This window comes from Bradyrhizobium sp. CIR48, assembly GCF_014198315.1.
Taxonomy (GTDB): Bacteria; Pseudomonadota; Alphaproteobacteria; order Rhizobiales; family Xanthobacteraceae; genus Bradyrhizobium.
In genome coordinates this window covers 781,627-807,694 of the sequence record NZ_JACIHG010000002.1, presented here as the reverse complement: position 1 = coordinate 807,694, position 26,068 = coordinate 781,627, and the positions used below count along the sequence as shown (strand labels likewise).

Here is a 26,068-nt window from a genome sequence, read left to right as displayed (position 1 = left end):
GCGCACCATCCCGGAATGACAAAGCACGAGGCAGCGAATGCGCATCACCATCCTCTTCGGCGGCTCCAACCGCGAGCGCCTGGTTTCGGTCGCCTCGGCCCAGGCCCTGCATCAGGCATTGCCCGAGGCCGATCTGTGGTGGTGGGACGTCGAAGACAAGGTACACACCGTCCAGTCGAAGCAGCTGCTCGAACATGCCCGCCCCTTCGAGGACGAGTTCGCCCCCGGCACGCGCGGCATCCCGCTGGCGCAGGCGCTCGACCAGGCCAAGGCCGAGGATCGGGTGCTGGTGCTCGGCCTGCATGGCGGACGCGCCGAGAACGGCGAATTGCAGGTGATGTGCGAGGCGCGGGGCGTGCCCTTCACCGGCTCGGGCTCGGCCTCCTCGCATCTGGCCTTCGACAAGTTCGCGGCCAAGCGGTTTGCGGCGCTCGGCGGTGTGACGCCGCCGGAAAACGTTGCGCTCGAGAACATCGACGAGGCTTTTGCCGAATACGGAAGGCTGATCGCGAAGCCGGCGCGCGACGGATCGAGCTATGGCCTGATCTTCGTCAACGCCAAGCAGGATCTCGTGGCCGTCCGCAACGCGGCCAAGCACGAAGAGTACGTCATCGAGCCCTACATCGCGGGCGTCGAGGCGACCTGCGGCGTGCTGGAGCGCGCCGATGGTTCGATCATCTCGCTGCCGCCGATCGAGATCATCCCGGGCGAGGGCAGTTTCGATTACGCCGCAAAATATCTCCTGAAGTCGACCCAGGAGATTTGCCCCGGCCGTTTCGCACCCGAGATCACCGCGGCGCTGCAGGCGCAGGCGATGCTGGCGCATCGCGCGATGTCCTGCGCCGGCTATTCCCGGTCGGACTTCATCGTCTCGGACAAGGGCCTCGTCTATCTCGAGACCAACACGCTGCCCGGGCTGACCAAGTCCTCGCTCTACCCCAAGGCGCTGAAAGCCGAGGGCATCGAATTCGTCGACTTCCTGCGCGGCCTGGTGGACCTCGCCGGGCAGCGGGTGCGGAAATAATTAGGACTGGTTAACGGCCGAATCGGCCAAACGGGCCAGTTTGGGGTCCAAAACCGGTAAAATGCCGGACATCGCGGCATAAATGCCTCACGTCGCGGGGCAAAATGCGCCGGACGTTAACGAACTTTACCTTTTGTTTACCAGGACGTCCGAAGGTTAACGCTGGCGGCGCATATGGCGCTTTGGCTGCCGGCGCGTGAGCTGTCGGGGGTGATGTCACCTCCAGCGAACGCTTTGAAGGGGAGAGGCTTCTTCTGCTGAAGACCAGCACCCGGCCCGGCACGTCGAAGACGTCATGTTCGCCAGGATCCGCGCGATGTCGCGGGCAAACTGTTGACGAGCTCGTGCAATGGATGGAGCAGGAAGCCTCACCCGGTCGTTTTTCAGATCGCTGAGGCCCCAAGCTGACCTGAAGGCGGCCGCTGTCGGAGCGGTCGTGCTTCTGCGCGAGTGGCTGCAGGACAAGCGCCAGCAAAGACTTCACGCCGCGCGTGCTGCCGCCAAGATCAAGGCCAAGGCCATCATCGAGCGTGAGCCGCCGCCGCGCGTGGTCGCATTGGTGGAGCGCTATCTGCCGCGCCGGGTCGGGATCAGCATGACCGTGCTGCTTTTGATCGGCAGCACCGGCTTCGGCATCGTCAAGGGCGGCCATCTCCAGGATTTCATCACCGCGGTCAGCGATGCCCGCAACGCGCTGGCCAATTCCGCCGGGTTCCGCATCACTTCCGTCGTGATCAACGGCCGCAAGCATCTGACCCAGGACGAGATCCTGGCCATCGGCGGCGTCAGCGGCCGTTCCTCGCTGCTGTTCCTCGATGCTGACGCGGTGCGCGACAAGCTCAAGGCCAATCCGTGGATCGCGGATGCGACCGTGCTGAAGCTCTATCCGGGCCAGCTGATGATCGAGCTCACCGAGCGCAAGGCATTCGCGCTGTGGCAGGAGGCCGGCCGGCTCTCGGTCATCGCCGATGACGGCGCCGTCCTCGAACCCTATGTCTCGCGTCGCTTCCTGTCGCTGCCGCTCGTGGTCGGCAAGGGCGCCGAGACCCAGGCCCGCGATTTCCTCGCTCTGCTGGCGCGCTATCCGCAGGTCAACTCGATCACCAAGGCCGCGATCTTCGTCGGCGAGCGGCGCTGGAACCTGAGGCTCAAGGACGGCCTCGACATCCGTCTGCCCGAGCAGGACGTCGGCAACGCGCTGGCGATGCTGTCCAAGCTCGACAAGGAGGACAGGCTGTTCTCGCGCGACATCGTCGCCGTCGACATGCGCCTGCCTGATCGCCTGGTGGTGCAGCTGTCCGAGGACGCCGCCAAGGCGCGCGAGGAGCTGTTCAAGGACAAGAAGAAAAAGAAGGCCGGGGATTCCGCATGACCGGTCTCGATCGCACCCAGACCCCGAAGACGCGCCCGATGCCGCACAAGCGCGGCGGCCTCGTCGCCTGCCTCGACATCGGCACCAGCAAGATCGCCTGCATGATCGCGCGGCTGAAGCCGTCGCCGCCGAGCGAGGCGCTGCGCGGCCGCACCCATGCGGTGGAACTGATCGGTTACAGCCAGATCCAGTCGCGCGGCATGAAGGCCGGCGCGGTGATCGACCTTACCGAATGCGAGCAGGCCGTGCGCCAGGCCGTCGCGCTCGCGGAGAAAATGGCCAAGGTGCGGGTCGAGTCCGTGCTGCTCTCGGTCTCCGGCGGTCGGCTTTCCGGCCAACTGGTCGAAGCCGCCGCAGATATCCGTGGTGGCGCCGTGACGCAGGCCGATGTCAGCCGCGTCACCTCCACCGGCATGCGTCATGCCACCGGCGAAGGCCGCACCGTGCTGCACGCGCTTCCGGTCGGCTACACGCTCGACGGCGTCAAGGGCATCCGCGATCCCCGCGGCATGGTTGCGCATCAGTTCGGCGTCGACATGAACGTCGTTACTTGCGACGCCACCGTGGCGCGGAACCTGATGCTGGCGGTGGAGCGCTGCCACATCAATGTCGAAGCCATGGCGGGCAGCCCTTACGTCGCCGGATTGTCCGTGCTGACCGACGACGAGGCCGATCTCGGCGCCGCCGTTGTCGAGATGGGCGCCGGCACCACTACGATTGCCGTTTATTCAGGCGGCCGTTTCGTGCATGCGGCGGGTTTTGCGGTCGGCGGGCAACACATCACGATGGATCTTGCGCGCGGACTCTCCGCGACCATTGCCGATGCCGAGCGAATCAAGACGTTATACGGGACCGTCATCACCGGCGGATCGGACTCGCGTGAGCTGATGTCTGTGCCGACAGCCGGTGACGAGCAGGATCTGCCGCAGATCGTCTCCCGCGCCACCATCGCCAACATCGTCAAGCACCGTGCCGAGGAAGTCTTCGAAATGGTTCGGGACAAGCTGAAGGATTCGCCCTTCGCCTCAGAGCCCAACGGCCGGGTCGTGCTCTCGGGCGGCGCCTCGCAGCTGACCGGCCTCGTCGAACTCGGCACCCAGATTCTCGGCCGGCCCGTGCGGGTCGGACGTCCGCTCGGCTTCGGCCGGCTGCCCAACGAGGCGAAGAACGCCGCGTTCGCGGTGCCGGCCGGACTCCTCGTCTACCCGCAATATGTTCACCACGAACATGTCGAACCGCGGCATACGCGGCAGCAGGTCAAGACAGGGACCGGCGGTTATTTCGGAAAGGTCGGACGATGGCTACGCGAGGGCTTCTGATGATTCATTTCCGCAATTCCCGACTTTCACCAACTCCCGCGGCCGCCGGCCGGGGCGAACCCACGCGCGCGTGATCGAGAGGCAAACATGACCATCAGCATCAATGTTCCTGATATTCACGAACTGAAGCCCCGGATCACCGTGTTCGGCGTCGGTGGCGCCGGTGGCAACGCCGTCAACAACATGATCACGGCGGGCCTTCAGGGCGTCGATTTCGTGGTCGCCAACACCGATGCGCAGGCGCTGACGATGTCGAAGGCGCAGCGCATCGTGCAGATGGGCACGGCGGTCACGCAAGGCCTCGGCGCCGGCTCGCAGCCGAACGTCGGCGCGGCGGCGGCGGAAGAGGTGATTGACGAGCTGCGCGACCATCTCTCGGGTGCCAACATGGTGTTCGTCACCGCGGGCATGGGCGGCGGCACCGGTACCGGTGCAGCTCCTGTGATCGCCAAGACCGCGCGCGACATGGGCATCCTCACCGTCGGCGTCGTGACCAAGCCCTTCCACTTCGAGGGCGGCCGCCGCATGCGCACGGCCGAAGCCGGCATCAACGAGCTTCACAAGGTCGTGGATACGCTGCTGATCATCCCGAACCAGAACCTGTTCCGGGTCGCCAACGAGAAGACCACCTTCGCCGACGCCTTCGCGATGGCCGACCAGGTGCTGTACTCGGGCGTTGCCTGCATCACCGATCTGATGGTCAAGGAAGGCCTGATCAACCTCGACTTCGCCGACGTCCGCGCCGTCATGCGCGAGATGGGCAAGGCGATGATGGGCACCGGCGAAGCCTCCGGCGACAAGCGCGCGCTGACCGCCGCGGAAGCCGCGATCGCCAACCCGCTGATCGACGACAGCTCGATGAAGGGCGCCAAGGGCCTCCTCATCTCCATCACCGGCGGCAAGGACCTCACGCTGTTCGAGGTCGACGAAGCCGCGACCCGTATCCGCGAGGAAGTCGACCAGGACGCCAACATCATCGTCGGCGCGACCTTCGACGAAGCGCTTGACGGCCTGATCCGCGTCTCGGTCGTTGCCACCGGCATCGAGCAGGCCGCGATCGCCCGCAACAGCCAGGCGACCTCCGCCCCGGTTGCGAATGCGGCGCCGCAGGCGCAGCAGGCTCCCGCAGCTCCCGCCGTCGCAGCCGAGAGCCGTCTAGCCGACCTGACCGCGCGGCTCCGCGCCGACAATCAGCGTATGGCTGAGCGCGCCCAGAAGCTGGAAGGCCAGATTCCGGCCGCAGCCCCGGTCGCTGCCGCGCCGATGGCGCCCCGTCCGAATGTCGAGCGCGCCGCGCTCGCCGCCATCGCCGCCGCCGTTGCGGAGGTCCCGCAGGCGCCCGCGCCGATGCAGACCTATGGCGACGTCACTGTGCGCCCGATCGCGCAGAAGCCGACGCTGTTCCCGGAACCCGACATGGCCCCGATCGCGATGCAGGAGCCGATGACGCCGGAAAACTTCATTCCGCCGCAGGCCGAGCGTGCGCCGGCCCGTGCGCCGCGGATGCCGCGCCTCGATGAGCTGCCGATGCCGGCCCAGGCCGAGATTCGCCAGGCCCGCGGCGAGGTCGAGGAGGAGACCCCGCAGAAGACCCGCCTGTCGCTGCTGCAGCGCCTCGCCAATGTCGGCCTCGGCCGTCGCGACGAGGAAAGCGAGCCGCCGGTCGCGGCCCGCACCGCCGGTCCCGCGATGCCGCCGCTGCCCGAGCGCCGCCAGCAGAAGACCGTGGCGCAGCAGATCGCATCGAGCGAGCCGGTATCTGAGTATGCCCGCCGCCCCGCGCCGCAGGGTCTGGACATGCACGGCCGTCCGGCGCCTGTTGCGCCGGCGCCACAGGGCGACGACCATCTTGATATCCCGGCCTTCCTGCGGCGGCAGGCGACCTGAGGATTGTTACAATAAGGCAGACGAAAAAAGGTCCCGGCAACAAGCTTGCCGGGACCTTTCCTTTTATCCCGTGCATGTCCGGATTGCGCAGACAAGCAACTGATTTTAAATCATTAATTACGTGTTTGGGTGTTCAGTCAAACTGCCGGAAGCGACCCAAAACCTCGGCGCAATTTGGTTAAGCCTTGGCGCGAATACGGCAGGTTTGGGGTAACAATCGGTAAAAAAGCGTGAGTTGGCGCTGTTTGAGGCAGTGACTATGGTTTGGCGTGACTTGGGGATACGGATTCGCAGGAGCCCGGCACTGGCCGGCCAAGTGAGTCCAGTATAAGTCGCAGTGGGTCGTAGTGGGGCGGGTTCCTGATGAAATTTAGCCGGCAAACAACGCTTCGTGCGCAAGCCTCCGTGGCAGGCGTAGGCGTTCACTCCGGTCTTCCCGTCACTCTCACCCTTGGGCCTGCGCCTGTCGACGCGGGTTTTATTTTTGTCCGCACCGGCCTCGAGGGAAGTGACCGCGAAGTTCAGGCGACCGCCGAGCAGGTGATCGCGACCGACTTCGCCACCGTCCTCGGCGATCGCAACGGTCCGCTGGTGTCCACCGCCGAGCACGTGCTTGCTGCACTGCGGGGTATGGGTGTCGACAACGCCACCATCGAGATCGACGGTCCCGAAGTGCCGATCATGGACGGCAGCGCGGCGGCCTTCATTGCGGCGATCGACCAGGCCGGCATCGTTACCCAGCCGGCGCAGCGCCGCTTCATCCAGGTTTTGAAGCCGATCTCGGTCAAGATCGGCGACTCCTTCGGCGAGATCAGGCCCTACGCCAATGGGTTCTGCGTCGAGGTCGAGATCGATTTCACCAATCCCGTCATCGGCCAGCAGAGCTACGCCTTCGAGCTCAACCCGGAGCGTTTCCGCCGCGAAGTCGGCCGGGCCCGGACCTTCGGTCTGATGAGCGACGTGGCGCGGCTCTGGAGCGCGGGCTATGCCCTCGGCGCCTCCTTCGACAACACCGTCGTGTTCGACGACGAGCGGCTGCTCAACACCGAGGGCCTGCGCTACGCCGATGAATGCGCCCGCCACAAGGTGCTGGACGTGATCGGCGACCTGTCGCTGGCCGGCCTGCCGCTGCTTGGCGCCTACCGCTCGGTGCGTGGCGGCCACAAGCTCAACCACGCTGTGCTGACCGCGCTGCTCGCCGACCGTACCGCCTGGCGGGTGGTCGAGGGCGAGGCAGCCCGCCGCACCACGCGCCCCGTGGGCGAGGTCGGCCGCGGAATCGTCGGCGGCCGGATCGCTGCGGCCTATGGGCCGGACGTGTCCTGAACAGAGCTGTTGCCGCCTGCCTCAGGCAGCGGCTTACCCCGGGAAACTCCTGGTAACCACGATCGGCTAGGATTGCGGCACGTTCGCCTTAATCCGGGCGAAATGCCTGCCTATCCGGTTGGTTAAAGATCGCTTTTCGGATACATCGGCGTGGTCGCATGGCAGGCACCACGGTTACATTTCGCGCCCATGACGGGGTTCATGGGCTGGCGGCACCGCATCACAGGGCGTCAGGGCTTAAACTCATGTCGGCACAGCGTACGACGCGCGGATATTTCTCGGTCTCGTCGCGAGCCCGCGGGCTGCTTCAGGCCGTCACCTTCATGATGCTCGCGGTGCCGCTGGCCGGCTGCGGCACCGGCTCGCTCTGGGACAAGTTCACCGCCAAGGACGACACCTTCGTCGAGGAGCCCGCCGATAAGATCTACAATGAGGGCCTGTACCTCATGAACGAGAAGAAGGACATGAAGGCGGCGAACAAGAAGTTCGAAGAGGTCGACCGCCAGCATCCTTATTCCGACTGGGCCCGTAAATCGCTGCTGATGTCGGCCTATGCGTCCTACCAGGGCGGCGACTTCGACGGCTGCATCGGCGCTGCCACCCGCTACGTCACGCTGCATCCCGGCAGCCCGGATGCGGCCTATGCGCAATATCTGATCGCCGCCTCCCATTACGACCAGATCCCGGACACCAGCCGCGATCAGGCCCGCACCGAGAAGGCGATCGCCGCCCTTGAAGAGGTGGTGCGCAAATATCCGAACTCGGAATACGCGACATCCGCCAAGGCCAAGATCGAGGGTGCGCGCGACCAGCTTGCCGGCAAGGAAATGAATGTCGGCCGCTATTACGCGCAGAAGCGCGACTACACGGCTGCGATCAACCGCTACAAGACCGTCGTCACGCAGTACCAGACCACCCGCCATGTCGAGGAAGCGCTGTTCCGGCTGACCGAGGCCTATATGGCGATCGGCATTGTCGGCGAGGCGCAGACCGCGGCGGCTGTGCTTGGGCACAATTTTCCTGACAGCCGCTGGTACAAGGACGCCTATAATCTTGTAAAATCCGGCGGTCTCGAACCGAGCGAGAATCAGGGGTCCTGGATCAGCCGGACTTTCAAGAAGATGGGTCTCGGCTAGGAAATTTGGTTCCATGCTGGCGCGTCTGTCGATCCGTGACATCGTCCTGATCGAACGGCTCGATATCGAATTCGCCACCGGCCTTGCGGTTTTGACCGGCGAGACTGGTGCGGGCAAATCCATCCTGCTCGATGCCTTTGCGCTGGCACTCGGCGGCCGCGGCGACGCGGGCCTCGTGCGCCACGGCGTGGAGCAGGGGCAGGTGACCGCCGTGTTCGATGTCCCCAAGAATCACCCCGCGACGAAAATCCTCGCCGAGAACGGCCTCGAGGACACCGGCGAGATGATTCTCCGCCGCGTGCAGCTCGCCGACGGCCGCACCCGGGCCTTCATCAACGACCAGTCGATCAGCGTGCAGACGCTGAAGGCGGTCGGCGCCGCCCTGGTGGAGATCCACGGCCAGCATGACGAGCGTGCGCTGGTCGATGCCGCGACCCACCGCCGCCTGCTCGACGCGTTCGCCGGCCTGGAGAAGGACGTCGCCGCGGTCGAAACGCTCTGGGACGCACGCCGCACCGCCAACACCGCGCTGGAGGAGCATCGCTCCGCCATGGAGCGCGCCGCGCGGGAGGCCGACTATCTGCGCCACGCCTCCGCCGAGCTGAAGCAGCTCGCGCCCAAGGACGGCGAGGAAACCTCGCTCGCCAACCGCCGCACCACCATGATGCAGGGCGAGAAGATCGCCTCCGATTTGCGCGAGGCGCAGGAGGCTGTCGGCGGCCACCATTCGCCGGTCTCGACGCTGTCGGCTGCGGTACGCCGGCTGGAACGCCGCGGCGTCAATTCGCCCGCACTGGTCGAGCCGGCCGTGAAGGCGATCGACATGGCGATCAACGCGCTGGAGGAAGCCGACCAGCATCTGCAGGCGGCACTCGCCGCGACCGATTTCGATCCGGCCGAGCTCGAACGCATCGAGGAGCGCCTGTTCGCGCTGAGGGCCGCCTCGCGCAAATATTCGACGCCGGTCGACGGGCTGGCCGCGCTGGCCGCGAAATACGCCGCCGACGTCGTGCTGATCGATGCCGGCGCCTCGCGGCTGAAAAAGCTGGAGCAGGCCGCGATCGAGGCAGATAGCCGCTATGCCGCCGCCGCCAAGAAGCTGTCGCTGGTGCGGCAGAAATCGGCTGAGAAGCTCAACAAGGCGGTCAACACCGAGCTGGCGCCGCTCAAGCTCGAACGCGCCAGGTTCATGACGCAGGTCGCGACCGATGAGGCAGCTCCGGGCCCGCAAGGCTTCGACCGCGTCGAGTTCTGGGTGCAGACCAATCCGGGCACCAAGGCAGGACCGATGATGAAGGTCGCCTCCGGCGGCGAGCTGTCGCGCTTCCTGCTCGCGCTCAAGGTCGTGCTGTCCGACCGCGGTTCGGCGCCGACGCTCGTGTTCGACGAGATCGACACCGGCGTGGGCGGTGCGGTCGCCGACGCCATCGGCGGGCGCCTGGCGCGGCTTGCCGGCAAGGTGCAGGTGATGGCCGTGACCCACGCCCCACAGGTCGCCGCCCGCGCCGACCAGCACCTCCTGATCTCCAAGGATGCCCTCGACAAGGGCAAGCGCGTCGCCACCCGCGTCAATGCGCTGGCCGCCGACCACCGCCGCGAGGAGATCGCGCGCATGCTGGCGGGGGCAGAGATTACGGCCGAGGCGAGGGCGGCGGCGGAGAGGCTGCTGAAGGCGGCGACGGCTTGATTGTGTGTCCCGGACGCGGCGCAGCGCGTACGCTGCTCCGCAGAGCCGGGACCCAGATTTCTGCCACGTGGGCCCCGGCTCTGCAGCGCACCGCACCGGATGATGCTCCGCATCGCCGGGAGCGCTGCGCTGCGTCCGGGGCACGAGATTTCCACACGCCTTTACCGTGCTACCCGCTCCGTCGTATCCAAGCACCATGGTCAGAGCAGCAAAATCCAAAACAACACCGCTTCGCGACGTCGCCGACCTCACCAAGGCCCAGGCCAAGGTCGAGCACATGCGGCTGGCGCTGGAGATCGAGGGGCACAACGAGCGCTACTATCAGGAGGACGCGCCCACCGTCACCGACGCCGAGTACGACGCGCTGCGCCAACGCTTCAATGCGATCGAGAAGCGCTTTCCTGAATTCGTCACCGCGGACTCGCCCTCGCAGAAGGTCGGCGCGGCGCCGTCAGGCCGCTTCAAGAAGGTCCGGCATTCCGTTCCGATGCTGTCGCTCGACAACGCCTTTGCGGAGGAGGACGTGCGCGACTTCGTCGGCCGCATCGTGCGCTTCCTGAAGCTCGACGACGACAAGGTCAATTTCTCCGCCGAGCCGAAGATCGACGGCCTCTCGATGTCGTTGCGCTACGAGGGTGGCGAGCTGGTCACTGCGGCGACGCGCGGGGACGGTGCGGTCGGCGAGGATGTCACTGCCAACATCCGCACGCTCGAAGACGTACCGCAAAAGCTGAAGGGCCGGAACATCCCCGATATCTGCGAGGTCCGCGGCGAGGTCTACATGACCAAGAGGGCGTTCCTCGCGCTCAACGAGCGGCAGAAGGCGGCGGGCGATACCATCTTCGCCAATCCGCGCAATTCGGCTGCCGGCTCGCTCCGGCAGAAAGACCCGACCATCACCGCCTCGCGCCCCCTCGGCTTCTTCGCCTATGCGTGGGGGCAGATGAGCGCGATGCCGGAAGCGACGCAGAGCGGCATGATCGACTGGTTCGAGCGCTGCGGCTTCAAGACCAATCCGCTGACCAAGCTGTGTCACTCCGTCGAGGAGCTGATCGCGTTCCACCAGAGCATCGAGGAAGAGCGCGCCGAGCTCGACTACGACATCGACGGCGTTGTCTACAAGGTCGACCGCATCGACTGGCAGGAGCGGCTCGGCTTCGTCTCGCGCACGCCGCGCTGGGGCATCGCGCACAAATTCCCGGCCGAGCGGGCCATGACCGTGCTGCGCGACATCGAGATTCAGGTCGGTCGCACCGGCTCGTTCACGCCGGTCGGCAAGCTGGAGCCGGTCGGCGTCGGCGGCGTGATCGTGCAAAACGTCACGCTGCACAACGAGGATTACATCAAGGGCATCGGCAACAAGGGCGAGGTGCTGCGCGAGGGGCGCGATATCAGGATCGGCGACACCGTCGTGGTCCAGCGCGCCGGCGACGTGATTCCGCAGATCGTGGATGTCGTCCTCGACAAGCGGCCGAAGAGCGCCAGGGAATTCTCTTTCCCGAAGAAGTGCCCGTGCCCGCTGCACACCGACGTCGTCCGCGGCGCAACCGCAGCCGGAGAGGAGGAATCCCGCGCCCGTTGTAGCGGCGAGTTCGCCTGCCCCTATCAGAAGGTCGAGCACCTCAAGCTGTTCGTCTCGCGCCGTGCGTTCGACATCGACGGTTTAGGGGAGAAGCAGCTACAGTATTTCTTCGACGAGGGATGGGTCAAGGAGCCCGCCGACATCTTCACGCTGGAGAAGCGCAACGCGAAGCTGAAACTCGAGGAGATCGAGGGCTACGGTGCCACCTCGGTGCGCAATCTGTTCGGCGCCATCGAGAGCCGGCGCACAATCGCGCTCGAACGCTTCATTTATGCGCTCGGCATGCGTCATGTCGGCGAGACCACGGCGCTGGCGCTGGCACGCGGCTATGGCTCTTGGGACGCCTTCCACGACGCCTGCCTCAAGATCGCTCACGGCGACGAGGAGGCGATGGCCGACATGGACGCGCTCGACCAGATCGGCGACACCGTGATCAAGAGCATCGCCGATTATTTCGGCGAGAGCCACAACCGCGGCATCGTCGAGCGGCTGACCAAGGAAGTCGAGATCGTCGACGCCGAGAAGCCAAAGAGCAACTCGGCCGTCGCCGGCAAGACGGTGGTGTTCACGGGCTCGCTGGAGAAGATGACGCGCGACGAGGCCAAGGCGACTGCAGAGCGCTTAGGGGCAAAGGTGTCGGGCTCGGTGTCGAAGAAGACCGATCTCGTCGTCGCCGGCCCCGGCGCGGGCTCGAAGCTGGCAGAGGCCAACAAGCACGGCGTCAAGGTGCTGACTGAGGACGAGTGGCTGACGCTGATCGGGGAGTGAGGTTTCTTCCTTCTCCCCTTGTGGGAGAAGGTGGCGCGAAGCGCCGGATGAGGGGTTGTATCCACAAACTCGACTGAGAGTGATCTGCGTGGAGAGAGACCCCTCACCCGTCTCGCCGCTCCGCGGCGAGCCACCCTCTCCCACAAGGGCAGAGGGGAAGGGTAACGCGCATAGCCTCCCTCACATCATCCCGCTCTCTTCCTCTTCCGCCTGCTTGATCAGCGTCTCGCTCACCGTCATCTCGCGGCGGGGCACGACGAAGATCATCACGCAGGCACAGAGCAGCGAGATCGCGAGGACTGCGGCGGTGAGTGGCAGCGTCGTTGCGGAGTGGCCGCCGAGATAGGCGCCGAATTGCGACATCAGCGCGCCGATGCCCTGCTGGAGGAAGCCCATCGTGCCGGAGGCGGTGCCGGCGGCTTCGGGGCGGATGCTGATGGCGCCTGCGGCCGAATTCGCCATCACGAAGGCATTGCCGGCCATCACGATCATCTGCGTGCCGAACAGCCAGGCCGGCGCCTCGTTCCAGCCGATCAAACTCCACAGCAGGTTCGCAAGGCTGCCGGCGAGCTGAAGGGCGAGCCCGAACCAGATCAGCTTTTCCAGCGAATGCCGCGGCGCAAAGCGTACGCAGAGCAGGTTGCCGACGAGAAATGCAAAGCCCGAGGTCGCGAACCAGGCGCCGTATTCGGCGCTGCTGCGGCCCATCTGCGTCACCACGATGTAGGGGCCGCCGCCCGCGAAAGTGAAGATGATCTGCGAGGCCAGCACCTGGCACATCACATAGCCGACGAAAGCGCGGTTGCGGATCAAGATGCCGACGTCGCCGCGGAAGCCGCTGCCGGCGGCGCGGCTGCGCCGCGTTTCGGGCAGCGCCACCGCGATGCCGGCGGCGACAATGATCGCGGCGATGGTGATGGCGTAGAAGAGCGCGCGCCAGCCGAACGCGGTCTCGATCAGGCCGCCGGTGAGCGGCGAAACCATCTGCCCGATCATCAGCGCGGCGACCACGAGGCTGATCATCGAGGCGACGCGGTCGCGCTCGTAGATGTCGCGGATGATGGCGCGGCTGATCACCATGCCGGAGGCGCCGCCGAGCGCCTGGAAAAAGCGCGCGGCAATCAATTGCGGCAAGGTCTCGGCGAAGATGCACGCGACGCTTGCCACGACCATCAGCGCCAGCCCTCCGAGCAGCACAGGGCGTCGTCCGAACCGGTCGGACAGCGGTCCCATGATGAGCTGCGACAGCGCGATGCCGACCATGTAGAGCGACACCGTCATCTGCGCGATCGAGATGTCGCTGCCGAAATTCGTCGCCAGCACCGGCAGTGCCGGAACCAGGATATAAAGCGAGATCGGCGCGATCCCGGTCATCACGACCAGCAACAGCAGCACCAGGCGCGACGTCGCGAGGTTGGCCGCCGCTCCCGGCGGTTTGCTGATCATGCCGTGCATTGGTGTCCGTCTTTCGAGTTCGAATCGACTGTAGCGCGCTCGCGCAAGACGGATATCGGCGTTTCGGAATGCGGCTATACGGATTCCGGGATGGTTATGCTGGAGGCGCGATATTCGCTTTAGCCTCCGTGTCGGGAAAACAGCGTTGCGCAAACGGCGTAGCGCCATGCGCGCTGCGGCAGGGTGACCCCTACGCCTTCAGCTCCGCCGTCGCCTGATCGAGCCAGGTCTGTGTCGCCTCGTCCAGCGCGGGCCGTATCTCGGCCCGGACACGCGCGTGGTAGGCGTTGAGCCAGCCGAGCTCGTCGCGGCTCAGCATCGCAACATCGATGAGGCGGCGGTCGATCGGCGCCAGCGTCAGCGTCTCGAACGCGTTCATCGGCTTCTCGGCGCCCTTGATGTCGGCGGCCACCACCAGCTCCAGGTTCTCGATGCGGATGCCGAAACCGTCGGTCTTGTAGTAGCCGGGCTCGTTGGAGAGGATCATGCCGCGCTTCAGCGGCGTGGTGCCGAGCTTCGAGATCCGCGCCGGCCCTTCATGCACCGAGAGATAGCTGCCGACGCCGTGTCCGGTGCCGTGCTCGAAATCGACGCCGGCGGCCCAGAGATATTGCCGCGCCAGCGTGTCGAGTTGCGCGCCCGTGGTGCCGTCCGGAAAGACTGCGCGCGCGATCGCGATATGGCCGCGCAGCACGCGGGTGAAGCGGTCGCGCATCTCGTCGGTCGGCTCGCCCACGGCCATGGTGCGGGTGACGTCCGTGGTGCCGTCTTCGTACTGCGCGCCGGAATCGATCAGCAAGAGGTCGCCCGGCGCGATCCGCCGGTTGCTCTTGCGGGTGACGCGGTAGTGCACGATGGCGCCGTTCGGGCCGGTGCCGGAGATGGTCGGAAACGATACGTCCCTGAGCGCGCCGGTGTCGCGGCGGAACGTCTCCAGCGCCTCGACTGCGTCGATCTCGGTGAGCTTGCCGCTTGCGGCCTCGCGATCAATGAAAGCGAGGAAGCGTGCCAGCGCCACGGCGTCACGCACATGGGCCGTCTTCGTGCCCTTGATCTCGGTGGCGTTCTTGACTGCCTTGAGCAGCGCAATCGGATCGCTGCCGCGCACCGGCTTGCCGCCGGCGCCCGCGATCAGGCGGCTGAGCGCATCGGCCGCTGTGGCACCGTCGAGCGCGATCGCAGCGCCGCTTTTGGCCAGCGCCATCAGCGTCGGCGCCATCGCATCGGGCTCGCGCACGTCGGCGGACTGCTCGAGATGGTCGCGCGTGAGGTTGGAGAGTTTGCGGTGGTCGATGAAGATGGTGGGGCGACCTTCCTTCGGCACAAGCGCATAGGACAGCGGCAGCGGCGTGTGCGCGACGTCGGCGCCGCGGATGTTGAAGGTCCAGGCCACCGCGTGGCTGTCCGATAGCACCAGCGCGTCGACGCCGAGCTTGACGATCTCGGCTCTGATCTGCGTCAGCTTCTCGGCTTCAGTGACGCCGGCATTCTGCAGACTGTGCACGGCGACGGGGGCGATCGGCGGCTGCGGGCGGTCCTGCCAGACCGCGTCGATTGGATTGCTGTCGACGGCGACTAGCTCGGCGCCGGCCTTGGCGCAGGCGGCGGACAGGCGCTCGGCTGCCGCAAAAGTGTGCAGCCACGGATCAAATCCGAGGCGGTCACCGGCTTTCAGATGCGCGGACACCCAGCTTTCCGGCGGCGGATCGATCAGCGATTCCACGGCCCAGGCCTTCGCGTCGACCTGCTTGGCGGCCTGAAGCGTATAGCGGCCATCGACGAACAATGCGGCCTCCTGGGTCAGCACCGCCGCGAGTCCCGCCGAGCCCGTGAAGCCGGTCAGCCAGGCCAGCCGCTCTTCGGACGGCGGCACATATTCGTTCTGCTGCTGATCGGCGCGCGGGATCACGAAGCCGGTCAGCTTGCGGCGGGCGAGTTCTTCGCGAAGGGAGGCGAGTCGCGCCGTCAATGCGACGCCGGCCTCCGGCTCCTCGAATGTCTGGAAGTGTGCTTCGAACATGGTGGATCACTTTAGGATCATGGGGACGAGTCCGCAATCTGGACGCATTCGCATCGCATCTGGCATGGACTGTGCTTGAATGGTTCCATTCGAATTGAGTGGAGTAAAGGATGCGGCAGTTGCGCTTCGTCCGGATGACAGGGAAATTCGAGCAGGTGGTTCATCTCAACGGCGAGGGGACACACGATGCCAGCGTTCACGTTTGAGAAGATTACGCCGCCGGTGCGTCGCGCCCCGACTGCGGCGGCACCGAAGAAACCGCGCGGCGTCATGCGCCAGATGATCGACCGTATCGCCGAGCGTCGCGCGAGGCGTAGCTTGCAGGACGAGCCTCCGATGCGGCGGGACGAGAAGCCCGCGGAGTAGCGCGGCGGAATTTCGTAGGGTGGGTTAGCCGAAGGCGTAACCCACCACGTCTTTTCCCGCGGTGACAGAAAAGGTGGGTTACGCCGAGCGATTGCGCTTTTGCGAAATCGCAGGGCTAACCCACCCTACGACATCTTCCGCAGCAACAGGCTGCTCCACCCCTCGATCCGCAGATGCTTCAACGGCACGAGGCCGCGCGCGCGGTACGCGGCGATCACGGCGGGGGCCTGGTGCGTCAACAGGCCGGAGAGGATGACACGTGCGCCGGGCGCGAGATGCCGCGCCATCGGGCCCGCGAGTTGCCTGAGCGGGTTGGCGAGGATGTTGGCCAGCACCAGGTCGAATGGGCCGGCCTTTTCGAAATCCGGCGCGGCGAAGCCGGTGGCGCGTATTACGCGGACCTGGTTGCCGACCTCGTTCAGCACCGCGTTCTCGGCCGCCACCCGCACCGACGGCGGGTCGATGTCGGAGGCGAGCACCGCGCGATGCAGCGCCTTCGCCGCCGCGATGCCGAGGACGCCGGTTCCGGTGCCGAGGTCGAGCAGGTTCCTCGGACGGGAACTCTTAAGGACATGGTCAAGCAGCAGTAAACAGCCACGGGTGGTGCCGTGGTGGCCGGTGCCGAAGGCGAGCGCCGCCTCGATCTCGATGGCGAGCTTGTTCGGCGCCACGCGGTCGCGGTCATGGCTGCCGTGTACGACGAAGCGCCCGGCCGGGACCGGGACGAGATCTTCCAGGCTGGCCTTGACCCAGTCCTTGGCCTCGACCGTGTCGAAGAGAAGCGTCGCGGCGATCGCATTTCCTGCTGAAGTTGCAACGAGTTCGCGTAGCCAAGCCTGATCGGGCGCCTCGGCGAAATGGAGCGTGACGTCCCATGGTCCGTCGGGCCGCTCGAAGGCGGCAACCGCCGCATCGCCGTCGAAAAACACCTCGGTGAGCACGTCGACGACGCGCCTGGCGTCGGCCTCGCTGCCGATCGAAAAGCTGGCGCGATGGGTGGGAGAAGGCTGCATTCAGGGTTCCGTTGAGTTCAATTTTTGGAGCTTTTATTGCCATTTTTCCGCATAAGTTGCGGTTCCCGGTTAACCGGGCTGTAGGTTGCGCCCCGTATCTTTGCGGATGTCGAAACCAACCAACACAGCTTGGAATTGAAACGGAGGCGAGTTTTGAAGCGCATGGTTCAAAAGTTCTGGTCGGACGAGTCCGGCGCAACCGCGATCGAGTACGGCCTGATTGCCGCAGGTATCGCTCTGGCGATCATCACCGTGGTGAACAGCCTGGGCGTCACCCTGAACGACAAGTTCACTTCGATTAGCAGCTCCTTGAAGTAATTTCCGCCTCCATTTCCCAGCGGGGGCTATTTTTCTTTGAGGTTTTTCCTGATCACCGCCCGCGAGGGGATACCCTGGCGGGCGAGGTCGTTTTCGGGCGAGCGTTCTCAGTGATCTTCACAAATTGTCCACCGCTTGCCTGGACGCCGTCCACCCGCTTGTCCCGCGATTGTCCACCGGCTTTCCCCAAATCGGTCCCGGCGTTCTGGCCCATGTATCCTCGGTCTGACCACAGATCATTCAACGGCCAGTCCACAGCTCATCCACAGACCTATCCACGGCTTCCGAACAGCGACCGGTGATCTCTCAAGATCGTCTGCGCGGCGTTATGGCCGGGCGCGCCGGTGACGCCGCCGCCGGGATGGGCGCCGGAGCCGCAATGGTAGAGGCCCTTCAACGGCCCGCGATAATCGGCATGGCCCAGCATCGGCCGCGCCGAGAACAGCTGGTTCAGCGTCAGCGCGCCATGGAAGATATCGCCGCCGAGGAGGCCGAACTGCCGTTCGAGATCGAGCGGGGACAGGATCTGGCGGCCCAGCACACTCGCCGCAAAACCCGGCGCGTATTTGTCCACCGTCGCGATCATGAGATCGGCGACCTCGTCGCGATGGTCGTCCCACGACTTTCCATCGGGAAGCTCCGGCGCGACGTGCTGGCAGAACAGGCTGGCGACGTGCTTTCCAGCTGGGGCCAGCGTGTCGTCGAGCGTCGAGGGGATCAGCATCTCGACGACCGGCTCCCGGCTCCAGCCCTGCGCCCGCGCATCGAGATAAGCGCGGTCCATGTAGCCGAGGCTCGGCGCCAGGATGATGCCGGAGCTGAGATGATCGCCCTCGCCCGGCAGCGCCGTGAAGGAGGGCAGGCGGTCCAGCGCAACGTTCATGCGGAAGGTGCCGGAGCCGTTCTTCCAGTGCCGGATGCGGGCGAGGAAGTCCGCAGGGAGCGCGTCGGCCGCGACCAGCCGCGTGTAAAGCAGCTTTGGATTGACATTGGCCGCGACATAATTGGCGCGGATGGTTGAACCGTTCTCCAGCACGATTCCGACGGCGCGGTCGCGCTCAACGATGATCTCACGGACGCCGGCATCGGTGTCGATCATGACGCCCCGATCGCGCGCTGTGCGCGCCATTGCCTGCGTGATCGCGCCCATGCCGCCGATGGCGTGGCCCCAGACCCCCTTCTTGCCGTTCACCTCGCCGAAGGCGTGATGCAGCATCACATAGGCCGAGCCGGCGGCGTAGGGGCTGGCATAGTTGCCGACGATGGCGTCGAAGCCGAACAGGGCCTTGACCAGATCATGCTCGAAGCGCTCGTCCAGCATCTCGCCGGCCGAGCGGGTGAAGAGATCGAGCAGGCTGCGGCTCTGTTCCAGCGTGAGACCGCGCAGGATGTTGGCGGTCTTCCAGGCGTTGACGCCTTCGCGAACGGCCGCTGTGCCAAAGCCGTCGACGAGGTTCGGCGGCGCGCGAAGCACGAACTGCCGCAGCACGTCGGCGATGTCTTCCAGCTCGCGCGAAAATCCGTCGAGCGCGTCTGCGTCATGCGCGCTCAGCCGCGCGACTGATGGCTTTGTCCGCCCTTCGCCGGTGAGGAGATAGCTGGCATCCGGCGCGGGCAGAAAGTTCTGGGCGCGCCGTTCGACGATCCGCAGGCCCTGTTCAGTGAGCTTGAGGTCGCGGATCACTTGCGGATTGAGCAGGCTCACAGTGTAGGCCGCGACCGAATTGCGGAATCCGGGGTGAAACTCCTCGGTGACTGCGGCGCCGCCGACCACCTTGCGGCGCTCGACCACGCGCACGCGCAGGCCCGCCATCGCGAGATAGGCGGCGCAAGTGAGGCCGTTATGGCCAGCGCCAATGATGACGACGTCGGTTTCGGTCATGATTTCCCTGGCGTCATTCCGGGGCGATGCGCAGCATCGAACTATGGTGCGGGCTCCGCACCGGAGAATCTCGAGGTTCCGGGTTCGCGCTTCGCGCCCCCCGGAATGACATCTCTATATCAGGCATTCCTCGCTGCAACATCACGAGTGCCTTTATTGCCCGTTCAGGCGCCTTGTGCTCCATTGCGCGCGTCCGGCGCCCGCCGGGGAATGTAGGCTGGAGCTTCCATGGATTCGATCGTGCAACCTGCCGCCACGGAGCAGCCGTCGTCCTCGCGCAACCGGCTGCTGCTGACGGTCTACACCGCTGCGATCTTCGTCAGCGCGCTGCTGCTGTTCTCGGTGCAGCCGCTGTTCACGAAGATGGTGCTGCCGCGGCTCGGCGGCTCGCCGGCGGTGTGGTCGGTGGCGATGGTGTTCTTCCAGTCGCTGCTGCTGGCGGGCTATGCCTATGCGCATCTGTTGATGCAGGCGAGGCGCCGCATCGTGCCGGTGGCGGTGCATCTGCTGCTGCTGATCGCGGCCTTCGCCACGCTGCCGCTCGGAATAGCCTCTGCCTACGGCGAGCCGCCCGCTTCGGGTTATGCGTTCTGGCTGCTCGGCCTGTTCGTGGTCTCGATCGGCCTGCCGTTCTTTGCGCTCGCCGCCAACAATCCGCTGCTGCAGGCCTGGTTCGTTCGCACCGGCCATCCCGCCGGGCACGATCCCTATTTCCTCTACGCCTCCTCCAACATCGGCAGCTTCCTGGCGCTGTTGTCCTATCCGTTCCTGCTGGAGCCGATGTTCACGCTGCATGCGCAGAACCGGCTCTGGACCGGTGGCTATGGCCTGTTGATCCTCCTGATCGCCGCCTGCGGCGTGCTGCTGTTGCGCTCGCCGAAGCTGGCGGTGGCCGATGCGCGAACCGAGGACGTCAACGCGCCGGCGCCTGATATCGTGACGCGGCTGCGCTGGATATTCCTCGCCGCGGTGCCTTCGGGTCTGCTCATCGCGGTCACCGCGCACATCTCGACCGACGTCGCCGCGGCGCCGTTGCTATGGGTGCTGCCGCTGTCGCTGTACCTGCTCACCTGGGTCGTGGTGTTCCAGTCGCGGCCGCTGCTGCCGCACAAATGGATGTTGATGCTGCAGCCGGTCGCGATCGCGGGCGTCATCGTCCTGCTCGCCTTCGGCGGCGAGCAGAATTTGCTGCTGACACTCGGCGGCCATCAACTCTGCTTCTTCGTCATCGCCATGGCCTGTCACGGCGAGCTGGCGCGGACGCGGCCGGCCGCCAGATATCTCACCGGTTTTTATGTCGCGCTGTCGTTCGGCGGCATGGTCGGCGGTCTCTTTGCTGGCCTCGTTGCTCCCTTCACCTTCTCGTGGATCGCCGAATACCCGATCCTGATCGCGCTTGCCGCGCTGTGCCGGCCGTCCGCGAACGAGCGTCTCGCAGGTGTCATCAAATGGTATTGGCTGGTGCTCGCCGCGCTCGCGGTTGCGCTGGTTGCGCCGTCCTACACCACTGGCGGCCTCTCGACCTGGTTGGAGGATCACCGCGTCTGGGTCGCCGGCGCCGTCGGCGTGCTCGCCGCGCTGCTGGCGCTGGCGCTCAATGCCGGCCGCTGGAAGATCTTCGCCACCGTAGCGCTCGCGCTGGCGTTGATCCGAGTTTATCCCGCGGACGAAGGTCGCGTTACGACGGTGCGCAGCTTCTTCGGCGTGCACAAGATCGTGGTGACGCCCGGCGGCTATTTCCACGTGCTGATGCACGGCACCACCATCCACGGCGCCGAGCGCTTCCGCAACAATGACGGCACGCCGGTCACCGGCCGGCCCGAGCCGATCACCTACTATCACAAGGACGGCGGCATCGGTCAGGCCGTCAGCGCGATCCGCGAGCGCAAGGGCGCGCCGCTCAAGGTCGCCGCGATCGGCGTCGGATCGGGCACGCTCGCCTGCGCCGCCGAACCTGGCGAGGACTGGAAATTCTTCGAGATCGACCAGTCGATGGTGGAAGCTGCGCGTGATCCCAAAAATTTCCGCTACATCTCGAGCTGCCTGCCGGACATGAGGCCGGTGATCGGCGATGCGCGCCTCACCTTCGCAAAGGAGCCCGACGGCGCCTACGACCTCATCATCGTCGATGCCTATTCGTCGGATGCGATCCCGATCCATCTTGCCACCGAAGAGGCGATGAAGATCTACAAGGACAAGCTCGCGCCGCACGGGGCCGTGGTGATGCACGTCTCCAACCGGCACCTCGATCTCGAGACCGTCGTGGTCGGCATCGCCGACGCCAATGATTTGAAGAGCTGGGTCTTCAACGAGGATTCCGGGCGCGATGGCGACTACATCTTCTCGACCGACGTCGTCATCTCCGCGCGCGACGAGGCCGACATCGGTCGGCTCGCGTCCTCGAAGGTCTGGGAGCAGACCGAAGCCGACGACAGGGTGCGGGTCTGGACCGACGACTATTCCAACATCCTGGGCGCCTTGTACCGGCGTTTGAAGAACGGAGAGTAGGGCGGCACGACAATCGTCTCCGTGCCCCGGACGCAGCGCAGCGCTCCCGGCGATGCGAAGCATCGTCCGGTGCGGTGCGCTGCAGAGCCTGGGGCCCGGCTCTGCGCAGCAGCGTTGCACGCTGCACCGCGTCCGGGACACGAGACCGACGGTTACGGCACGACCGGCGTCCCCGCCGGCAGCACAATGCCCTTCTCGCCGGCAACCTCCCGCAGCAGGTCGGGCCTGTCGGAAATGATCCCGTCGACGCCGAGCTCCATCATCCGCGCCATGTCTTCGCGCTTGTTGACCGTCCACACCACGACGCGCAATCCGAGTCCGTGGGCCTCCGCGATGAGCGCCGCCGTCACGTCGCCGAAATTGGGCGACCAGATCGTGCCGCCCGCCGCCTTGATCGTCCGTGGCAGCGAGCTGCCGTGATCGGCCGGGCTGAAGCCCGCCGTCCAATTGGTGGCTTTGTCCAGCGCGACTGTCTGGCCCGTGCCGCGCTGGAGCGTCAGGTACACGGTCGGTATCTTCGGCGCCTGCTGCTGGACGAGCTTCAGGGTTCTCCAGTCGAAGGATTGGATCATGACCCTGTCGGAGAACGTTTCGGTCTCGATCAGTCCCAGCAGCTTCGTGACAAAGGCTTGCGGATCGAGCGTTTCGTCGGGGCGGTTCGGATCGATCTTGGTCTCGATGTTAAAGCGCACACGCGAGTTGCCAGACTTGCGCACCAGCGCGAACAGCTCGCTCAGGGTGGGAATGCGTGTCCCCGGCAGGGCGCGCTGGTCGGGGAATTGCTTCGCATAGGCACTGTCCGGCCGGATTTGGCCGACGTCATAGGTCCTGACCTCGTCCAGCCGCAATTTTACCAAGGGCGTGCCGGGCGGAGCAATGTAAGTCCCGCCGACGCCGCGTGCGAGATCAGGATTGAGCCCGCGCTCATGCGAGACGACGACCTCACCGTCCGCGGTCACGCCGACATCGAGCTCCAGCGTGTCCACACCCATCGACAGCGCGTTGGCGAAGGCTGGCAGGGTGTTTTCCGGCAGCAGCGCCCGCCCGCCGCGATGCGCCTCGATATCAAAGCCCATGGCCGGGCCCGCGATCAGCATGGAGAACACGATCAGAATGGTCGCGGCACGTGAGGACATGGTGCCTCGAAAGGAAACTATTTGTACATGCAGGTCGGCGAGCGCGGCGGATGGCGGCCGCGGCCGCCTCAGTTCTGATAGTAATAGCCGCGCGGCTGGTAAACCTGCCGCGGCTGCGGCTGATAGTAATAGCCCTGCTGGCCGGAGCCTTGGTCGTAATAGGGACGCGGCTGCTGCTGGTAGACCTGCGCATCATAGAGCGGGCGTGTGCCGCGCGGTGCCGGATAGCGCGCGCCGGTGTCGCTGCCGTCGGCGGGATAGATGTAGTTGTCGTCCTGCGGCATGTAGCGGCGGGCGGGCTGCGCTGGCGGCGTCAGGTTCACGGGATCGCCGGTGGTCGCGTACTGCTCTTCGGCAGGCTGCTGCGGCGCGCGGGCGACTGCATTGTTGGTGCGGCCGCGCGGATTGCGCGCCAGCGCCACCTGCGCCGAGCCGGTCAGCGTCACCGAGGTGTTGAGCACGCCCTGCTGCTGCACCAGCGCATAGAGCGTCGACGCATTCTGGCGCGACAGCCGAACGCAGCCGTGGGACGCCGGCGAACCGAGACGGCCGACCGAGTCGGTGCCATGGATGGCGTGGCCGACTTTGGTGAAGAAGATCGCGTGAGGCATCGGCGCGTCGTCGAATTCCTTGGAATAGTGATCCTCTTCCATGCGGAAGGCGCGGAATGCGCCGTTCGGCGTTTCGCGCGAGGGGATGCCGGTCGACACCGGCCAGTGATACCGCGCGACGCCGTCGACGGCGACGGTCATCTGCTGATTGTCCTTGTCGACGGTGATCTCGACCTTGGCTTGCGCGCTGCCTGCGCTCAAAAGCATCAGTGAGGTGAAAGCGATAAAAAATGAACGCATCTGGAAACGCATTTGAATCCTGGCCTCCGGCCTGTTCACGCTAGGCGCCGCGGCTCTCCGTCCCCGGCGTGCAATATGCCTGCAATCCGGCCTTCGTTCCAGCGGCCTGCCTGCCCATCGTTAACGCGGCGCGAGGCGTAAGCAAGGCCGCTTTGTGCCGCGCCGCGCGCGGCGAAGCTGACATTTTCGCGAGCGGTGCCCCGTTCACAACGCCGACAATTCGTCACAAAGGCGCAACCATTTGGCCGACCGGTGCGTTGACGATCACCTGCCTCGACAGGCGGCGCTCGCCGCCATTCACCGTTTGGGATCGAAGATGAACAAAGCCCGCATCGCCGCCGCGCCGTCGCCGGCCGGTTTAGCCTTCCGTCTGGTGTTCGCAGCCGCCGCCATCCTGCTCGCGCTGTTGGCGCTGCCGCAGGCCGGCCACGCCCAGGGCATCGTCCGCGGCGCCCAGGAAGGCTCGTACGAGGGCAACCGGATTGCCGGCCCCGTGGGCGGCGCGGTCGGAGGCGTCGTCGGTGCAGGCGTCGGCGGCGCCGTTGGTGCAGTCGAGGGCGTGCTCGGCATTCCCCATCGTCACTACCGTCACCGCTGCCACGGCTATTACGACGGCTACCACCGCTTCCACTGCTATCGGTGATGACGCGTCAGTTCTTCAGCCGATACCCCGTCCGAAAAATCCACCAGATCACGACGAGACAAATCACCAGGAACGCCAGCGTCATGCCGACGCTGACGGACATGCTGACGTCCGCGATCTCGTAAAAGCTCCAGCGGAAGCCGGAGATCAGATAGACGACCGGGTTGAGCATCGCCACCGTGCGCCAGGTGGGCGGCAGCATGTCGATGGAATAGAAGCTGCCGCCGAGGAAGGTCAGCGGCGTCACCACCAGCATCGGGATCATCTGCAGCTTCTCGAAGCCGTCGGCCCAGATTCCGATGATGAAGCCGAACAGGCTGAACGTCACCGCCGTCAGCACCAGGAAGGCCAGCATCCAGACCGGATGGTGAATATGCAGCGGCACGAACAGTCCGGCCGTTGCCAGGATGATCAGGCCCAAGATGATCGACTTGGTCGCGGCGGCGCCGACATAGCCGAGCACGATCTCGAAATAGGAGATCGGCGCCGACAGGATCTCGTAGATCGTGCCGGTGAATTTCGGGAAGTAAATGCCGAACGAGGCGTTGGCGATGCTCTGGGTCAGCACCGAGAGCATGATCAGGCCCGGCACGATGAAGGTGCCGTAGCTGACGCCCTCGACCTGGCTGATGCGCGAGCCGATCGCGGCGCCGAACACCACGAAATAGAGCGAGGTCGAGACGACGGGCGAGACGATGCTTTGCAGCAGCGTGCGCCAGGTGCGCGCCATTTCGAACAGATAGATGGCGCGGATGGCGCGATGGTTCATGACGTCCTCACGAGATCGACGAAGATGTCCTCGAGCGACGATTGCGTCGTGTCGAGATCGTTGAAGCGGATGCCGGCGGTGCGGAGATCGCCGAGCAGGCTGGTGATGCCGGTGCGCTCGCCCTTGGTGTCGTAATCGTAGACCAGCGTCGCGCCGGCATCGCAGAGCTCCAGCTCGTAATGGCCAAGGCTCGCCGGCAGCGCGTCGAGCCTGCCCTGCAGATGCAGCGTCAGCCGCTTCTTGCCGAGCTTCTGCATCAACGTCGCCTTGTCCTCGATCAGCACGATCTCGCCCTTGTTGATGACGCCGATGCGGTCGGCCATTTCCTCGGCTTCCTCGATGTAATGCGTGGTGAGGATGATGGTGACGCCGGACTGCTGGAGGGTGCGCACCACCTCCCACATGCCCTTGCGCAGCTCGACGTCGACGCCGGCGGTGGGCTCGTCCAGGAACAGGATCTGCGGCTCGTGCGACAGCGCTTTGGCGATCATGACGCGGCGCTTCATGCCGCCGGAGAGCGTGATGATCTTGTTGTCCTTCTTGTCCCAGAGCGAGAGGTCCTTCAGCACCTTCTCGATGTGATCAGGATTCTTCGGCTTGCCGAACAGGCCGCGGGAGAAGCTCACGGTCGCCCACACGCTCTCGAAGGCATCGGTGTGCAATTCCTGCGGCACGAGGCCGATCAGCGAGCGCGCCTTGCGGTAGGAAGTCTGGATGTTCTCGCCGCCGACGAGGACGCGGCCCTCGCTCGGATTGGCGATGCCGCAGATGATGGAAATCAGCGTGGTCTTGCCGGCGCCGTTCGGGCCGAGCAGCGCGAAGATCTCGCCCCGCTTGATGTCGAGATTGACGTTTTTGAGCGCCTTGAAGCCGGACCCATAGGTCTTCGACAGGTTGGCGACGGAGATGATGGAGGACATGAGGGCCGGTAGGACTGGGGAGGGGAGGCTGGAACCTGCCGGGAACGGCGGGTCAGCGGAGCCCTGAGATAGGAATGCCTTTGCCG

The 26,068-nt window shown here is 65.5% G+C and carries 20 protein-coding genes; 12 read left to right on the top strand and 8 right to left on the bottom strand.

The features are described 5' to 3' along the window. The first annotated feature begins 37 nt into the window (after positions 1 to 37). The 8 genes from GGD66_RS10180 (at position 38) to ligA (ending at position 12,101) form a co-directional block, all read left to right on the top strand. Positions 38 to 1,024 (top strand): D-alanine--D-alanine ligase, encoded by a 987-nt coding sequence (locus GGD66_RS10180; protein WP_183257564.1) that lies wholly within the window; start codon positions 38 to 40, stop codon positions 1,022 to 1,024. Positions 1,025 to 1,373: 349 nt separating this feature from the next. Continuing rightward, on the top strand, positions 1,374 to 2,396 hold the full coding sequence (locus GGD66_RS10175; RefSeq protein WP_018318681.1) for a cell division protein FtsQ/DivIB: 1,023 nt from the start codon (positions 1,374 to 1,376) through the stop codon (positions 2,394 to 2,396). Beyond that, positions 2,393 to 3,715, top strand: coding sequence for a cell division protein FtsA (ftsA, locus tag GGD66_RS10170; RefSeq protein WP_183257563.1), 1,323 nt, complete (start codon positions 2,393 to 2,395; stop codon positions 3,713 to 3,715). Before GGD66_RS10175 ends, ftsA begins: the two co-directional genes overlap by 4 nt. An 87-nt stretch (positions 3,716 to 3,802) precedes the next feature. Continuing rightward, a complete protein-coding gene (gene ftsZ, locus GGD66_RS10165) occupies positions 3,803 to 5,602 on the top strand; it encodes a cell division protein FtsZ (protein ID WP_183257562.1) in 1,800 nt (599 codons plus the stop codon). Between the two features lie 363 nt (positions 5,603 to 5,965). After that, a complete protein-coding gene (gene lpxC, locus GGD66_RS10160; protein ID WP_018318684.1) occupies positions 5,966 to 6,928 on the top strand; it encodes a UDP-3-O-acyl-N-acetylglucosamine deacetylase in 963 nt (320 codons plus the stop codon). A gap of 245 nt (positions 6,929 to 7,173) precedes the next feature. Then, positions 7,174 to 8,064 (top strand): outer membrane protein assembly factor BamD, encoded by an 891-nt coding sequence (locus GGD66_RS10155; protein ID WP_026202056.1) that lies wholly within the window; start codon positions 7,174 to 7,176, stop codon positions 8,062 to 8,064. A gap of 13 nt (positions 8,065 to 8,077) precedes the next feature. Beyond that, on the top strand, positions 8,078 to 9,751 hold the full coding sequence (recN, locus tag GGD66_RS10150; protein ID WP_183257561.1) for a DNA repair protein RecN: 1,674 nt from the start codon (positions 8,078 to 8,080) through the stop codon (positions 9,749 to 9,751). Positions 9,752 to 9,947: 196 nt separating this feature from the next. Beyond that, a complete protein-coding gene (gene ligA / locus GGD66_RS10145) occupies positions 9,948 to 12,101 on the top strand; it encodes an NAD-dependent DNA ligase LigA (RefSeq protein ID WP_183235124.1) in 2,154 nt (717 codons plus the stop codon). A 180-nt stretch (positions 12,102 to 12,281) separates the two neighbouring features. On the opposite strand, the gene GGD66_RS10140 is transcribed toward ligA, so the two are convergent. Further along, positions 12,282 to 13,556, bottom strand: a complete 1,275-nt coding sequence (locus GGD66_RS10140) for a multidrug effflux MFS transporter (protein WP_183257560.1) — start codon at positions 13,554 to 13,556, stop codon at positions 12,282 to 12,284. Between the two features lie 190 nt (positions 13,557 to 13,746). Beyond that, a complete protein-coding gene (locus GGD66_RS10135; protein ID WP_183257559.1) occupies positions 13,747 to 15,576 on the bottom strand; it encodes an aminopeptidase P family protein in 1,830 nt (609 codons plus the stop codon). Positions 15,577 to 15,762: 186 nt separating this feature from the next. On the opposite strand from GGD66_RS10135, the gene GGD66_RS10130 reads away from it, so the two are divergent. Next, the gene (locus tag GGD66_RS10130; protein ID WP_018322541.1) at positions 15,763 to 15,942 is read left to right on the top strand and encodes a hypothetical protein; all 180 of its coding nucleotides are present in this window, start codon (positions 15,763 to 15,765) and stop codon (positions 15,940 to 15,942) included. 125 nt (positions 15,943 to 16,067) lie between these two features. Here the strand turns inward: GGD66_RS10130 and GGD66_RS10125 are convergent, their stop codons facing one another. Continuing rightward, positions 16,068 to 16,955, bottom strand: coding sequence for a 50S ribosomal protein L11 methyltransferase (locus GGD66_RS10125; RefSeq protein ID WP_183230662.1), 888 nt, complete (start codon positions 16,953 to 16,955; stop codon positions 16,068 to 16,070). A gap of 162 nt (positions 16,956 to 17,117) precedes the next feature. Here GGD66_RS10125 and GGD66_RS10120 point away from each other — a divergent pair, with 162 nt between their 5' ends. After that, on the top strand, positions 17,118 to 17,273 hold the full coding sequence (locus tag GGD66_RS10120) for a Flp family type IVb pilin (RefSeq protein ID WP_018322539.1): 156 nt from the start codon (positions 17,118 to 17,120) through the stop codon (positions 17,271 to 17,273). 271 nt (positions 17,274 to 17,544) lie between these two features. Here GGD66_RS10120 and GGD66_RS10115 read toward each other — a convergent pair whose 3' ends face one another. After that, positions 17,545 to 19,155 carry an NAD(P)/FAD-dependent oxidoreductase gene (locus GGD66_RS10115; protein WP_183257558.1) on the bottom strand — a complete coding sequence of 537 codons (1,611 nt, stop codon included), beginning with the start codon at positions 19,153 to 19,155 and terminating at the stop codon, positions 17,545 to 17,547. Between the two features lie 228 nt (positions 19,156 to 19,383). On the opposite strand from GGD66_RS10115, the gene GGD66_RS10110 reads away from it, so the two are divergent. Next, positions 19,384 to 21,663, top strand: a complete 2,280-nt coding sequence (locus GGD66_RS10110; RefSeq protein ID WP_183257557.1) for a fused MFS/spermidine synthase — start codon at positions 19,384 to 19,386, stop codon at positions 21,661 to 21,663. A gap of 152 nt (positions 21,664 to 21,815) precedes the next feature. On the opposite strand, the gene GGD66_RS10105 is transcribed toward GGD66_RS10110, so the two are convergent. Both GGD66_RS10105 and GGD66_RS10100 read right to left on the bottom strand, forming a co-directional pair. Continuing rightward, positions 21,816 to 22,799: a glycerophosphodiester phosphodiesterase gene (locus tag GGD66_RS10105; protein ID WP_183257556.1), complete on the bottom strand. Its 984-nt coding sequence runs from the start codon at positions 22,797 to 22,799 to the stop codon at positions 21,816 to 21,818. 68 nt (positions 22,800 to 22,867) lie between these two features. Continuing rightward, entirely contained in the window at positions 22,868 to 23,662 is a 795-nt protein-coding gene (locus tag GGD66_RS10100) for a L,D-transpeptidase (RefSeq protein ID WP_026202764.1), read from the bottom strand. 304 nt (positions 23,663 to 23,966) lie between these two features. On the opposite strand from GGD66_RS10100, the gene GGD66_RS10095 reads away from it, so the two are divergent. Beyond that, positions 23,967 to 24,293, top strand: a complete 327-nt coding sequence (locus tag GGD66_RS10095) for a hypothetical protein (RefSeq protein ID WP_018322534.1) — start codon at positions 23,967 to 23,969, stop codon at positions 24,291 to 24,293. Between the two features lie 7 nt (positions 24,294 to 24,300). Here the strand turns inward: GGD66_RS10095 and GGD66_RS10090 are convergent, their stop codons facing one another. Beyond that, on the bottom strand, positions 24,301 to 25,062 hold the full coding sequence (locus tag GGD66_RS10090; protein ID WP_018322533.1) for an ABC transporter permease: 762 nt from the start codon (positions 25,060 to 25,062) through the stop codon (positions 24,301 to 24,303). Continuing rightward, on the bottom strand, positions 25,059 to 25,982 hold the full coding sequence (locus tag GGD66_RS10085) for an ABC transporter ATP-binding protein (protein ID WP_183257555.1): 924 nt from the start codon (positions 25,980 to 25,982) through the stop codon (positions 25,059 to 25,061). Before GGD66_RS10085 ends, GGD66_RS10090 begins: the two co-directional genes overlap by 4 nt. Positions 25,983 to 26,068: the final 86 nt, after the last annotated feature.

Coding starts and splice junctions, on each gene's coding strand:
- GGD66_RS10180 (WP_183257564.1), top strand. CDS start 38: ATGCGCATCACCATCCTCTTCGGCGGCTCCAACCGCGAGCGCCTGGTT.
- GGD66_RS10175 (WP_018318681.1), top strand. CDS start 1,374: ATGGATGGAGCAGGAAGCCTCACCCGGTCGTTTTTCAGATCGCTGAGG.
- ftsA (WP_183257563.1), top strand. CDS start 2,393: ATGACCGGTCTCGATCGCACCCAGACCCCGAAGACGCGCCCGATGCCG.
- ftsZ (WP_183257562.1), top strand. CDS start 3,803: ATGACCATCAGCATCAATGTTCCTGATATTCACGAACTGAAGCCCCGG.
- lpxC (WP_018318684.1), top strand. CDS start 5,966: ATGAAATTTAGCCGGCAAACAACGCTTCGTGCGCAAGCCTCCGTGGCA.
- GGD66_RS10155 (WP_026202056.1), top strand. CDS start 7,174: ATGTCGGCACAGCGTACGACGCGCGGATATTTCTCGGTCTCGTCGCGA.
- recN (WP_183257561.1), top strand. CDS start 8,078: ATGCTGGCGCGTCTGTCGATCCGTGACATCGTCCTGATCGAACGGCTC.
- ligA (WP_183235124.1), top strand. CDS start 9,948: ATGGTCAGAGCAGCAAAATCCAAAACAACACCGCTTCGCGACGTCGCC.
- GGD66_RS10140 (WP_183257560.1), bottom strand. CDS start 13,556: ATGCACGGCATGATCAGCAAACCGCCGGGAGCGGCGGCCAACCTCGCG.
- GGD66_RS10135 (WP_183257559.1), bottom strand. CDS start 15,576: ATGTTCGAAGCACACTTCCAGACATTCGAGGAGCCGGAGGCCGGCGTC.
- GGD66_RS10130 (WP_018322541.1), top strand. CDS start 15,763: ATGCCAGCGTTCACGTTTGAGAAGATTACGCCGCCGGTGCGTCGCGCC.
- GGD66_RS10125 (WP_183230662.1), bottom strand. CDS start 16,955: ATGCAGCCTTCTCCCACCCATCGCGCCAGCTTTTCGATCGGCAGCGAG.
- GGD66_RS10120 (WP_018322539.1), top strand. CDS start 17,118: ATGGTTCAAAAGTTCTGGTCGGACGAGTCCGGCGCAACCGCGATCGAG.
- GGD66_RS10115 (WP_183257558.1), bottom strand. CDS start 19,155: ATGACCGAAACCGACGTCGTCATCATTGGCGCTGGCCATAACGGCCTC.
- GGD66_RS10110 (WP_183257557.1), top strand. CDS start 19,384: ATGGATTCGATCGTGCAACCTGCCGCCACGGAGCAGCCGTCGTCCTCG.
- GGD66_RS10105 (WP_183257556.1), bottom strand. CDS start 22,799: ATGTCCTCACGTGCCGCGACCATTCTGATCGTGTTCTCCATGCTGATC.
- GGD66_RS10100 (WP_026202764.1), bottom strand. CDS start 23,662: ATGCGTTTCCAGATGCGTTCATTTTTTATCGCTTTCACCTCACTGATG.
- GGD66_RS10095 (WP_018322534.1), top strand. CDS start 23,967: ATGAACAAAGCCCGCATCGCCGCCGCGCCGTCGCCGGCCGGTTTAGCC.
- GGD66_RS10090 (WP_018322533.1), bottom strand. CDS start 25,062: ATGAACCATCGCGCCATCCGCGCCATCTATCTGTTCGAAATGGCGCGC.
- GGD66_RS10085 (WP_183257555.1), bottom strand. CDS start 25,982: ATGTCCTCCATCATCTCCGTCGCCAACCTGTCGAAGACCTATGGGTCC.